This window comes from Caulobacter sp. LARHSG274, assembly GCF_052871235.1.
The window spans coordinates 39,041-51,205 of sequence record NZ_JBIXJO010000018.1; the positions used below are offsets into that span (position 1 = coordinate 39,041).

The 12,165-nt window shown below is 69.0% G+C and carries 9 protein-coding genes and 4 tRNA genes; 12 read left to right on the top strand and 1 reads right to left on the bottom strand.

What is annotated here, in order from left to right; all coding sequences use genetic code 11:
* Positions 1 to 177 precede the first annotated feature (177 nt).
* The 8 genes from recJ to ACIPQB_RS21290 all read left to right on the top strand — a co-directional run bounded on the left by recJ (position 178) and on the right by ACIPQB_RS21290 (position 4,270).
* Complete coding sequence (gene recJ / locus ACIPQB_RS21255) at positions 178 to 1,995, top strand: single-stranded-DNA-specific exonuclease RecJ (protein WP_446487243.1); 1,818 nt, start codon at positions 178 to 180, stop codon at positions 1,993 to 1,995.
* 69 nt (positions 1,996 to 2,064) lie between these two features.
* Positions 2,065 to 2,139 (top strand) — tRNA-Glu (locus ACIPQB_RS21260).
* Positions 2,140 to 2,196: 57 nt separating this feature from the next.
* Positions 2,197 to 2,271, top strand: a tRNA-Glu gene (locus ACIPQB_RS21265).
* A gap of 172 nt (positions 2,272 to 2,443) precedes the next feature.
* Positions 2,444 to 3,049 carry a stationary phase survival cold shock domain protein CspD gene (cspD, locus tag ACIPQB_RS21270; RefSeq protein ID WP_446487244.1) on the top strand — a complete coding sequence of 202 codons (606 nt, stop codon included), beginning with the start codon at positions 2,444 to 2,446 and terminating at the stop codon, positions 3,047 to 3,049.
* Positions 3,050 to 3,156: 107 nt separating this feature from the next.
* On the top strand, positions 3,157 to 3,672 hold the full coding sequence (locus ACIPQB_RS21275; RefSeq protein WP_446487245.1) for a DUF192 domain-containing protein: 516 nt from the start codon (positions 3,157 to 3,159) through the stop codon (positions 3,670 to 3,672).
* Between the two features lie 70 nt (positions 3,673 to 3,742).
* Positions 3,743 to 3,819, top strand: a tRNA-Pro gene (locus tag ACIPQB_RS21280).
* 41 nt (positions 3,820 to 3,860) lie between these two features.
* Positions 3,861 to 4,166: an ETC complex I subunit gene (locus tag ACIPQB_RS21285; protein WP_446487246.1), complete on the top strand. Its 306-nt coding sequence runs from the start codon at positions 3,861 to 3,863 to the stop codon at positions 4,164 to 4,166.
* Positions 4,167 to 4,193: 27 nt separating this feature from the next.
* A tRNA-Arg gene (locus tag ACIPQB_RS21290) sits at positions 4,194 to 4,270 on the top strand.
* A gap of 189 nt (positions 4,271 to 4,459) precedes the next feature.
* Here the strand turns inward: ACIPQB_RS21290 and ACIPQB_RS21295 are convergent.
* On the bottom strand, positions 4,460 to 5,419 hold the full coding sequence (locus ACIPQB_RS21295) for an isopenicillin N synthase family dioxygenase (RefSeq protein WP_446487247.1): 960 nt from the start codon (positions 5,417 to 5,419) through the stop codon (positions 4,460 to 4,462).
* Between the two features lie 459 nt (positions 5,420 to 5,878).
* Here ACIPQB_RS21295 and ACIPQB_RS21300 point away from each other — a divergent pair, with 459 nt between their 5' ends.
* From ACIPQB_RS21300 to ACIPQB_RS21315, 4 genes are all read left to right on the top strand, one after another.
* Complete coding sequence (locus tag ACIPQB_RS21300; protein ID WP_446487248.1) at positions 5,879 to 8,095, top strand: TonB-dependent receptor; 2,217 nt, start codon at positions 5,879 to 5,881, stop codon at positions 8,093 to 8,095.
* 142 nt (positions 8,096 to 8,237) lie between these two features.
* Entirely contained in the window at positions 8,238 to 9,893 is a 1,656-nt protein-coding gene (locus ACIPQB_RS21305) for a GMC oxidoreductase (RefSeq protein WP_446487249.1), read from the top strand.
* Positions 9,890 to 11,278, top strand: coding sequence for an MFS transporter (locus tag ACIPQB_RS21310; protein WP_446487250.1), 1,389 nt, complete (start codon positions 9,890 to 9,892; stop codon positions 11,276 to 11,278). Before ACIPQB_RS21305 ends, ACIPQB_RS21310 begins: the two co-directional genes overlap by 4 nt.
* A gap of 65 nt (positions 11,279 to 11,343) precedes the next feature.
* Positions 11,344 to 12,108, top strand: coding sequence for a sugar phosphate isomerase/epimerase family protein (locus ACIPQB_RS21315; RefSeq protein WP_446487251.1), 765 nt, complete (start codon positions 11,344 to 11,346; stop codon positions 12,106 to 12,108).
* The last annotated feature ends 57 nt before the right edge of the window (positions 12,109 to 12,165 follow it).

Below are 12,165 nucleotides of genomic sequence, written 5' to 3' on the forward strand. Positions count from 1 at the left end.
AACGGTCGCCATCTGAGGTCAGGACCTGGATCTGCGTCCGCTCCTGACGCAACTGCGCCTTACCTCCCGTCCTCGCGCCGCATGGAGCGAATCCGGCAAAGCAGGTAGGCTCGGGCCATGATGTCGATCGCAAAGCCCCCAGTTTTCGGCCGTCTTCCCGCACGAGGGCGCTGAGCCATGCCTGCCGACGGTCATCTTGCCCTCAGCACCGGCCACTTCCTCGACGTCTCGCGCTCGCTCAGCGGCCGGGCCTGGCGCGAGCGGCCGGGAGACGCAGCGGCGGCGCGCAGCCACCAGCAGGTCCACGGCCTGTCCGAGCCCCTGGCCCGGGCCCTGGCCTCGCGCGGGATCGGCGTCGACGCGGCCGAGTCCTATCTGCGCCCGACCCTGAAGGCGCTGTTTCCCGACCCCTCCAGCTTCACCGACATGGACCGGGCCGCCCAGATCCTGATCGACGCGCTGGAGACCGGCCGCCCGACCATGGTGTTCGCCGACTATGACGTCGACGGGGCCACCAGCGCCGCCCAGCTGGTGCGTTGGTTCCGGCACATGGGCGTCGAGCTGCCGATCTACATTCCCGACCGGCTGACCGAGGGCTACGGCCCCAGCCCGGCCGCTTTCAAGACCATCCGCGACACCGGCGCCGAGCTCGTCGTCACCCTCGACTGCGGGGCGGCGGCCTATGACGCCATCGCCAGCGCCGCGACCATCGGCCTGGAGGTGGTGGTGATCGATCACCACCTGATGCGCGAGGACCCGCCGGCCGCCGCCGCCGTGGTCAATCCCAATCGCCCGGGCTGCCAGAGCGGGCAGGGGGTGCTGGCCGCCGCCGGGGTGACCTTCGTGCTGCTAGCCGCCCTCAATCGTGAGGCCCGCAAGCGCGGTCTGTTCGGCAACGATCGGCCCGAGCCCGACCTGCGCCAGTGGCTGGACCTGGTGGCCATGGGCGAGGTCTGCGACGTCACCCAGCTGGTCGGCTTCAACCGCGCCCTGACCACCCTGGGGCTGCGCACCATGTCGCAATGGGGCAATCCCGGCCTCAAGGCGCTGTTCGAGGTGGGCAAGGGCTCGGGCCCGGCCTCGGTGTTCCACGCCGGCTTCATCCTGGGTCCGCGAATCAACGCCGGCGGCCGGATCGGACGCTCCGACCTCGGCGCCCGCCTGCTGTCCACGGACGATCCGCTGGAGGCCCGGGCCCTGGCCGAGGAACTGGACGAGCTCAACACCGAGCGCAAGGCGGTCGAGGCGGCGGTGGTCGAGGAAGCCGCCGCCGTGCTGGAGCGCGGCAGCAATTTCAATCCCGACGCCCCGGTCATCGTGGTGGCCGGGGAGGGCTGGCACCCCGGGGTCATCGGCATCGTCGCCGGCCGGCTGCGCGAGCGCTATCGCAAGCCGGTGGTGGTGATCGGCATCGACCGCGCCGCCAATGTCGGCAAGGGCTCGGGCCGCTCGCAGCCCGGCGTCAACCTCGGGGCGGCGATCCAGGCGGCGTTCGAGGCGGGGCTGCTGATGGCCGGCGGCGGCCACGCCATGGCGGCGGGCCTGTCGATTCGGCCCGATTCCATTCCCGAGTTCCGGGCCTTCCTGGAAGAGCGCCTGGCCGGCGAAATGGAAGCCGTGGGCGTCGAGGGCGTGGAGATCGACGCTCTGGTCCAGCCGCGGGCCGCCAATCGCGCCCTGTGGACCGAGTTCCAGCAACTGGCGCCGTTCGGTCCCGGCAACCCCGAGCCGATGTTCGCCCTGGCCGGCGTTCGGCCCGAGCGGATGATGGCCATGCGCGGCGGCCATGTGCGCGTCGATCTGGTCGGTCCCTCGGGCGACCGGATCAAGGCGATCTCCTGGCGCTCGGCCGAGACCGATCTGGGCCAGCGGCTGCTGGCCGGCGGCGGGGCGCTGCACGTCGTGGGCCGTCTGAAACCGGACGATTACATGGGCCGCGAAGGGGTTCAGCTGGAGATCGAGGACGCCGCCGATCCCCGCATGCGCACGACTTGAAAAAACTGCGCCCGGTCGCTTGCGCCCCGGGGGGAAGCTTTGTATATCGCCTGCTCTTCGCGGCCACGTGGTCCCTTCGTCTATCGGTTAGGACGCCAGATTTTCATTCTGGAGAGAGGGGTTCGACTCCCCTAGGGACTACCACCGCGAAACGCACGCCTTGCGACTTTACATGCGAATACCCGCCTGATCAGGCGCCGTGGTCCCTTCGTCTATCGGTTAGGACGCCAGATTTTCATTCTGGAGAGAGGGGTTCGACTCCCCTAGGGACTACCACTACCCCCACGATTTCAGCGCGATGCCGGCCTAAACGCTGCGACGAAATGTCGCGGGCGGCGATTGACGGTCGCGCGCCGTCGATTGGTGATTGACGGCTCTCCTTCCGCGAGAACAGTGTTATTCTGTGGTGCTCGCCCCCTGGGCTGTCTGGGCGAGCCAGAGGGGCGGAATGTCTGGTTTCGATTTCGAAGAATCGGGATCGCACGAGGAATTTGTGCGTATCAGCGGTCGGGTGAAGTGGTTCGACACGGGCAAGGGCTACGGTTTCATCGTACCCGACGACCCGGGTCAGACCGGCCTGAAGGATGTGCTGCTGCATGTCACTTCGCTGCGCAACTGCGGGCGGGAGACGGCGCTGGAGGGCGCGGTCATCGTCTGCGACGTGGTCAAGCGGCCCAAGGGCTGGCAGGTGTCCGAGGTGGTCGACCTGGACGAAAGCGCCGCCTGCGCGCCGATGGAACGCCCCCGGCGGGTGTTCAGCGACGCCGGCGTGGGCCTGCGCCGCGACAACGGCTTCCGCTCCGGCCTCGACAGCGGCCGGCCGACCCTGGAGCCGGCGGGGCCCGCCGAGCGGGCCAAGGTCAAGTGGTTCAACCGCACCAAGGGCTACGGCTTCGTCGTCCGCGACGGCCAGCCGGGCGACATCTTCGTCCATATCGAGACCCTGCGCCGCGGCGGGCTGGAGGATCTCCAGCCGGGCGAGGACGTCATGGTCCGCTTCGCCGAGGGCCCCAAGGGCCTGGTGGTCGCCGAAATCAGCGGCGGCGAGGACTGACTTTCGCCATCACGGCAAGGCTCGTATAGATCGAGCGTCGCAGTCGCGACGGTCGCGGCCCGCTGGTGAGGCCGCGCGACACGGGCAGTGAGGTTGGCGTGGCTTTGATGACGATCGGTCGACGTGTTCTGGCCCTGGCGTTCGTCGCCGCGGCCCTGGTCGCCACCCCCGCCTGCGCCGACCAGGCCCGGCCCAGGCCTGCGGTCGCCTCGCAAGCGGCGGTCAAGCCGTCGGCCCGGCTCGACACCGTCGAGATCCTGACCAGCCGCGGCCGGGCCAAGTTCACCGTCGAGCTGGCCGTCACCCCGGCCGAGCAGCAGCGCGGCCTGATGTTCCGCACCGCCCTGGCGCCCGACCGCGGCATGCTGTTCCCCTACAACCCGCCCCAGCAGGCGGCGTTCTGGATGAAGAACACCCTGATCCCGCTCGACATCATCTACATCGCCCCCGACGGCCGGGTGCTGTCGATCGCCCGCAACGCCGTGCCGCACGACGAGACCCCGATCCCCTCGGGCGGCGTGATCGGCGGGGTGCTGGAGATCGCCGGCGGCCGTGCGGCCCAGCTGGGCATCCTGCCGGGCGACCGCGTGCTCAACAAAATCTTCCCGCCCCAGGGCCATTGAGGCGCAAACGCCGTCTGTTCCGTTTGCTCCGCGCGGCGAAGCCCTGTAGAGCACGCGCCTGCCGGTGTTCCGGAGCGTAGCGCAGCCTGGTAGCGCATCTGGTTTGGGACCAGAGGGTCGCAGGTTCAAATCCTGCCGCTCCGACCACCGCGGCCCCCGTCCGGGGGTAAAGACTGGAGAGATGATTCATGCTCGCGCGCATCTATCGCCCCGCCAAGACCGCCATGCAGTCCGGCAAGGCCAAGACCAAGGACTGGGTGCTGGAGTTCGAGCCGGCCTCGGCCAGACGTTCCGATCCGCTGATGGGCTGGACCCAGTCGAGCGACATGAACGGCCAGGTGCGCCTGACCTTCGACACCCGCGACGAAGCGGTCGCCTACGCCCAGCGCCACCAGATCTCGTTCCAGCTGTTCGAGCCCAAGACGCCCAAGCGGGTGCTCAAGGCCTATGCCGACAATTTCGCCGCCGGCCGCCGCCAACCCTGGACCCACTAGCCGTTCGGCCCCAAGATTTCCAGATTCGCGCCCTTAGCTCAGCTGGATAGAGCACTCGCCTTCTAAGCGAGCGGTCGCTGGTTCGAATCCAGCAGGGCGCGCCACTCCGGTACAAAACTGCGAACGTCGAGCGACGCCGACCCTACGCCATGTTCGCCGCCAGGGTCCTCGACGGCTCGATCCTCGATCCCATCATCTCGCCGGCGGTCGGCGAGGTGATCTCAACCCGCTGGGACCCGGTCCATCGGCATGGTCAGTCCCGTGCGCCCGACCGGCCGTTCAGCAAACCTCGGTTAGACGGGTTGGCGATCGTCCGTCGAGGTTGAGGGGTGATCCCCATAGGTGGCGTGGAGCTTCTGCGTCAGATATTCGCCGGCCACGATCGGCGGGTACTTGGCGGCAATGCCGGGCAGGGGCGCGACCTCGGCGTCGGGATTGGGATCGAGGAAGAAGGCGATGGAGTAGCGCTCGGCCGTAGGCCTCAGCACCCGGTGAGGGGTCGAGACATAGGTGTCGCCCGTCCAGCGCATCAGGCAGTCGCCGATGTTGCAGATCAGCGCCCCCGGGATGGTCGGCGCATCGATCCAGCCGCCGCCGCGGCGGCGCACCTGCAGTCCCGCCACCCCGTCGGTGGCCAGCAGGGTGAGATTGCCGTAGTCGCAATGGGCGCCGGCCCCGAGCGGGCCCGAGTCCGGGCTGTTCGGCGGCGGATAATGCAGCAGCCGCAGGATGCCGATCGGCTCGTCGAGCTTGTCTTCGAAAAAGCTCTCGTCGAGACCGAGATCGAGGCAGAAACCGCGGTGGATCAGGCGTCCCGCCGACCAGCAGCGGTCGTAATAGTCCAGCATCAGCGCGCGCCAGCCCGGCAGGTCGGGCCAGAAGTTGCCCCCGCGGAACGGCCGGCGTTCGACCCGGGCCGGATGGTCGGGCGGCAGCTCCAGGCCGATGTTGAAGGCTTCCTTGTGATCGGCGCCGCCGGTGGGATCCAGCTGCTCGTCGTCGAGGCCGACATAGCCCACGTTGTTGTCCGAGCGCTTGATGGAGTGGGCGAGCTTGGCGGCGCGGGGCTGCGCGAAAAAGACGCTGGCGGCCGCAAACATCTCCGCCAGCATGTCCGGCGGGACGCCGTGGCCGGTGACATAGAAGAAGCCGACCTCGCGCGCCGCCTGGCCGAGCTGCAGGCCCACGGCGCGCCGCACGTCGGGATGCGCCGACCGGAGCCCGGAAATGTCGATGACCGGCAGATCGGCCATGGTCTCTCCTCATCCGCCCATTGGGGCGAGACAAACGATTGCCAAACGAAGCAGCGCCGCGCCAGCCGAAATCGCGGGATCGTGGAAGAATTGCACGCCGCCGCCCGCATTTCGCCCGCCGCCTGCACAGGGCCGGCGGCGGACCGGGCCGTCGGCCGAAAGGGCGGGGTCACAACCGCCTTCGCGGCCGTGGAGCGGGCTCGGAAAGGGGCTTTCGCCTGATTCCGGGTCTTCCCTGCCTGATTATCGTCCAGAAAATCACCAGCGCGGGTCTTGGCCGCGGTTCAGGCTTGCGCGTCCGGCGTGGGAACATCGTTATCTTGAGATCGAAGGCAAACGTTTGCCGCTTCCACGGACGAGCTCCTGGGCGCGGTTTTTTTTGAAAGTTGACGGCAAACGTTTGCCATCGCCGATCCGGCGGCTTCCCGGGGGGCGGGACAAGAAGACAGGGGATAGCGGATGTTTGGAAATCTGAAGGCGGCGGCGCGACCGGGCGACCGTCCCGAGGCCGGCCTGCGGGGCCGTTTGTTGATGGGCGCCGCCGTGCTGGGCGTCCTGCCGCTGATGTTGCTCCCCGGCCAGGCCTCGGCCCAGGCGACGAGCGCGGCGGGGACCACGCTGGAGGAGGTGGTGGTCACCGCGCAGCACCGGCGGGAAAACGCCCAGACCACGCCCATCGCCATGGGCGTCTACACCGGCGAGGCCCTGAGCCGGGCCGGGGTGACCAATATCGCCGCCCTGGCGATCCTGGCGCCGGACGTCAGCCTGGCCACCTCCGAGGGCCAGTCGGTCATCACCATTCGCGGCATCTCCAGCCGCGACACCACCGAGAACGGCGACCCGGCGGTCACCGTCAATGTCGACGGCTTCTACATGAACCGCGCCTACGGACTGAGCGCCAACCTCTACGACATCGATCGTATCGAAGTGCTGCGCGGGCCCCAGGGCACCCTCAACGGCCGCAACGCGGTCGGCGGCGCGATCAATATCGTCACCGCCAAGCCGGTGGACCACTTCGCCGCCCAGACCAGCCTGCAGTACGGCAATTTTTCGAGCCTGGAACTGAGCGGGATGGTCAATGTGCCGCTCGGCGACCAGGTGCAGGTCCGCACCGCCTTCCTGTCGGCGTCCAACAACGGCTATCTGGACAACAGGCCCCAGGCGCGGGGCGACCGCCAGGACGACAAGTCGGCGCGCATCGCCATCGCCTTCCAGCCGGTCGCCAATCTGACGGGCCTGGTCACGGCGCAATACACCAACCAGCAGGGCACCGGCGACATCCTGCAGTACATCCCGTTCATCTATACCGCGACGGGCGCGCTCGACCACAGCCTGCCGCCGGGCATCGACAGCCGGAAATTCCCGCTCGGAACCCAGCCCTTCGTCCACATGACCAGCGCCCAGCTTCGGGCCCAGCTGGCCTACGACTTCGGCGGCGTCGAGGTCACCGCGATCGCCGGCTACGACCACACCAACTATGCGCAAGGGGTCGACCAGACCCTGGCCGGCGTCACGACGACCGCCTATCAGTGGAACCCGACCCAGAAGCCCGACACCTTCAACGGCGAACTGCGGATCGCCTCGAAGACGCCCGGGCCGTTCCAGTGGCAGGTCGGCGGCTTCTATTTCCGCGAAGAGGCCAACCTGGTCTCCGGCGATGTCGCCCCGCTGCCGGGCGGCGGCTACAACGAGTTCTTCGGCTTCGTCTACAGCACCAAGCAGCGGTCCGAGGCCGGCTACGCCCAGGCGTCCTACCAGCTGACCTCCAAGCTGAAGCTGACCGGCGGCTTCCGCTACACGCACGACTACAAGGGAGAGACCGGCTACTTCGGCGACCTGACCGGCGGCGTGGTCTACGGGCAGGGGGAGGGTTCCGGTTCGTCGTCGAAGGCGACCGTCCACCTGGCGGCCGACTATGCGCTGACGCAGTGGAACATGGTCTACGCCAAGTACGACACCGGGTATAAGGCCGGCGGCTTCAATCTCGGCGGCAGCACCTATGAGCCCGAGACGGTCAAGGGCTACGAGATCGGCTCCAAGAACCGCTTCCTCGAGAACACGCTCCAGCTCAACCTCGCCGGCTTCTACTACGACTACACCAAGCAGCAGGTCGCCAACTACGCCTTCCTGGCCACGGGCCAGCCGGTCCAGCTGACCCAGAACGCCGGGGCCAGCCGGATCTACGGCGCCGAGGCGGACCTGACCTACAAGCTGTCGGCGATCGGCACGCTGGACCTCAGCGCCAGCTACCTGCACGCCCGCTACACCGACTTCCTGTCGATCGCCTCGCCGAGCGACCCGAAGGCGAGCGGCAACGTGCAGCTGGCCGGCAACCGGCCGCCCCAGGCGCCGACCTGGAGCTTCGGCCTGGGCCTGGAGCACGGCTGGGAGGTCCTCGGCGGAACCCTGACCGCCCGGGTCCAGTCCAAGGCCCAGAGCGCCGCCTACTTCTCGTTCTACAACTTCGCCGACACGCGCCAGAAGGCCTACGCCATGTCGGACGCCTTCCTGACCTATCAGCCGGCCGACGGTCCCTGGAAAATCTCCGCCTATGTCCGCAATTTCACCGACAAGGCGGTGTTCAAGGACGCCGAGGAAAGCCAGTACGCGGGCGGCTACGGCTATGAGTTCTTCCCGCCGCGAACCTATGGCGTTCGACTTGAATACTCGTGGTGACGCGGCGCGGGGACGTCGCCCGCAGGCTCGTGAAATCGAAGCATGACCAAGCCGCCCCGTCGCCTGGCGCGATGGGGCGGCGCGGGCCCCGGCCGCCGTCGTGCGCGGTCGCCGGGGGTGCGTCATGAGGCAGGACGGATCCATGGAAAACGACCGCTATGATGTCGTCATCGTCGGCTCGGGCGCGGCCGGCGGTTTCGCCGCCAAGGAACTGACCGAGCAGGGCCTGACCGTCCTGGTGCTCGACGCCGGCCGCCAGGTCGGTGCGGCCGACGCCTCCGCCCTCAAGCGCGGGGCGGGCGCCCGCGGCGTGCAGCTGCGGGCGCGTATGCTGGCCACCGCGCTGGGGCAGCCGCTGCAGGCGCGGGTGGCCTTCTTCAACGCCGCCATGAAGCGGTTCCTGGTCAAGGACTGGCTGCACCCTTACCGCACGCCCAAGGACGCCCCGTTCCTGTGGGTGCGGGGGCGGCAGGTCGGCGGTCGGCTGCACGTGTTCGGGCGGGTGCTGTTTCGCTGGTCGGATCACGAGTTCAAGGGCCCGGCGGGCCCCTGGCCGATCAGCTATGGCGACCTGGCCCCCTGGTACGAAAAGGTCGAGCGCTTCCTGGGTCTGCACGGCAATGTCGACGGGGTGGAGACCGCGCCCGACGGCGTCATGGCCACGCCCGCGAGCTTCACCGGCCACGAGCTGGTCTTCAAGCGGGCCGCCGAGCGCCGCTGGCCGGACCGCAAGGTGATCAGCTGGCGCTTCGCCCCGCCCGATCGCGACGCCCTGCCGGCGGCCCTGGTCGCCGCCCTGGAGTCCGGGCGCATGACCCTGCAACCGGACGCGATCGCCACGCAGATCCTCACGGACCCGGTCACTGGGCGCGCCACCGGCGTCAGCTATGTGGACCGGCGCACGGGCCGGCGGCGCCAGGTCCTGGGCGCGGCGGTGATGGTCTGCGCCTCGCCCATAGAATCGGTCCGGCTGCTGCTGAATTCCCGCTCCGCCCGCCATCCCGACGGGATCGGCAACAGCGCCGGACTGCTGGGCCGCTATTTCATGGACCAGCCCGCCAGCCTGGTGTTCGGCGCCCTCCCGCCGCTGGCGGCCCAGGGGGGCGGCCAGGACCTGCCGACCCATCCGCTCTATGGCGCGACGGGCGGGATGATCATCCCGCGCTACGCCGACCTGGACGGAGCCGCCGGAGACGACATTCGGGGCGGCTACAGTTTCCAGGGATCGGCCGGGCGCGATCCGGCCCTCGGCCCCGACGACAGCGCCGACGCCGTCTTCATGGGCTACGGCGAAATGCTGCCCTATCGCGACAACGCCATCAGCCTGGATCCCCAGCGCCGGGACCGGTGGGGCGTGCCGCTGCCGGTCATTCGCTGCGCACTTCACGACAACGAACGTCGGATGCTCGTCAAACAGATTGCGGAGGTCGTGGAGATGATTGAAGTCGCGGGGGGCTCAGTGAACGCCTGGGTGTCGCCATTGGGCCTCGAGGAGCGCGGCGCGGGGCTGTATCCGAAATTGAACCCGCTCGCGCGCTGGATCGTCCGCAAGATGATGCCCAAGAGCATGGTGATGGGGGCGGCGATCCACGAAAGCGGCGGCGCCCGCATGGGCGCCGACCCCGCGACCTCGGTGCTGAACCGCTTCAACCAGGCCTGGGACGCGCCGAACCTGTTCGTCACCGACGCCAGCGCCTTCCCGTCGGGCGGCTCGATGGGCACGACCCTGACGGTCATGGCGCTCACCACCCGCGCCTGCGCCCACCTGGCCGGCGAGCTGAAGGCGGGCCGGCTATGACCGAGAACAGCCACGCCGAGGCCTGGGGCGTCAGGGTCCCCGCCGGTCCCGCCGTCGTCGCCGGCGCGACGCCCGAGCGTCTCAGTCTTGCGGAAAAGCTGGGCTACGGCTGCGGCGACCTGTCGTCCAACCTGACCTGGGGCATGACGATGTCATACCTCATGTACTACTACACCGACATCTACCTGATCCCCGCGGCCGCCGTCGCCTGGCTGCTGTTGGTGCCTCGCCTCTTCGACGCCTTCTGCGACCCGCTGTTCGGCTACATCATCGACCGCACCTCGGGCCGGCACGTCAAGACCATGATCGGGCTGCTGGCCGTTCCCTTCGGCGTGGTCGCCTTCCTCTGCTTCCTGCCGCTGCCCCTGCCGCTCGGCGGCAAGGTGGTCTGGGCCTGGGTCTCCTATCTGGCCTTCGGAGCGATGTACTCGGCGATCAACACGCCCTACGGCGCCCTGGGCAACATGATGACCACGGCGTCGCAGGAGCGGGTCAGCCTCAACGCGTTCCGCATGGCCGGATGCCAGATCGGGCAACTGGCGGTCGCCGCCCTGACGCTGCCGGCGATCGCCTTCTTCGGCGGCGGCGGCGACGTCCCGCACCAGCAGCGCGGCGTGGCGATCTTCTCCCTGCTGCTGGCGATCGTCGGGACAGGGCTTTGGATTCTCACCTGGCGCAGCGCCAGGATCCGCAAGCCGCTGCCGGCCACGGACCATCGCCTGGGCGAACTGCTCTCGTCGCTGTTCCGCAATCGGCTCTGGCACCTCTGCAACACCTTGATGTTCCTGAACTTCCTGGTCTTCTGCTCGGAATCCGCCCTGACGATCCACTATACGCGCTTCATCCTGCACCGGTCGGCGGCCACGGCCGGACTGCTTCTGACGGTGGCGACCCTGGGCGCGGTGATCGGGGCGGTGGTCGCGCCGATGCTGACCAAGCGCCTGGGCATCCGCAGGACCTACGGCCTGATGCTGGTGTGCGAACTGGCCGGCCTGGCGGCGATGCTGGCCGCCGGCGGGAACTTCGTCCTGTTCCTCGTCGCCTTCACGCTGCAGTACATCTGCGTCGGGGTGCTGTCGCCGCTGTGCTACGCCATGCTGGCCGAGGCGATCGACGACGGCGAGGCCAGGACCGGCGTCGCGGCGACCGGCCTGGCCTATTCGGTCAATTCCCTGGTCACCAAGGTCGCGGTCGGCGTCACCGGCTTCATCATCGCCACCCTGCTGGCCTGGGGTCGCTATACGCCGGACCTGCAGGTCGGCGGGCCCGCCCTGACCTTCTGGCTGAAGGCGGGATTCCTCGGCGTGCCCTGCAGCGCCGTCGTGCTGGCCATCCTGACCTTGTGTCTCTGGCCGGCCGACGCGCCGGTCCGGGCCAAGGCCTAGCCCTCCTCGACGAACATCCGGAACACCCCTTCGCGGCGCTCCTTGGGCCGCACCAGTGAGGCGCCATGCGACCCAACGACGTGTTTTCGATCCAGCTTTGGTCCACCCGCACCGCCGGCTCCCTGGCCGAGCAGTTCGCCTATCTGGCCGACTGCGGCTATACCGACGTCCAGCCCTACAAGGATCTCTATGCCGATCCGGCGGCCCTGCGGGCGATGCTGGACGAACATGGGCTGACCGCCCGCAGCGGCCACTTCAAGTTCTCGATGTTCGAGCTCGACTTCGAGCACGTGGTCGCCAGCGCCAGGACCCTGGGCATGACCCTGGTCGCGGCCGACTGGCTCGACCCGGAAGAGCGCCCCGTCGACCGGGCCGGCTGGGAGGCGCTGGGGGCGCGGCTGGCGGCCGTCTCCCGGCGCCTCGCCGACCAGGGCCTGCGGTTCGCCTGGCACAATCACGAGTTCGAGTTCACGCCGCTCCCCGACGGCTCCTGCGGCATCGAACATGCGCTCGGCGAGGAGGTGCTCTGGGAGATGGACATCGGCTGGGTGTTCAAGGCCGGGCAGGATCCGCTCCCCTGGCTGGCCCGCTACGCCGGGCGCGTTCCGGCCATCCACGTCAAGGATGTCGCCGCGCCGGGCGAGAAGCTGGACGAGATGAACTTCGCCGATCTCGGCGAGGGGGTGATGGACTGGGGCCTCTACTGGCAGGCCGCGGTCGACGCCGGCGCGGAGCTGATGGTCGCCGAGCATGACGCGCCGTCGGACTGGCGGCGGTTCGCCCGGGTGAGCGGGGAAGCCATGCGCCGACTCGCCAGTGGTGCGACATGATTCCCGGGGCGGGGCGGCGTTCCGGCCGGGGAGGCCTCGATCCTGGCCCACGCGCGG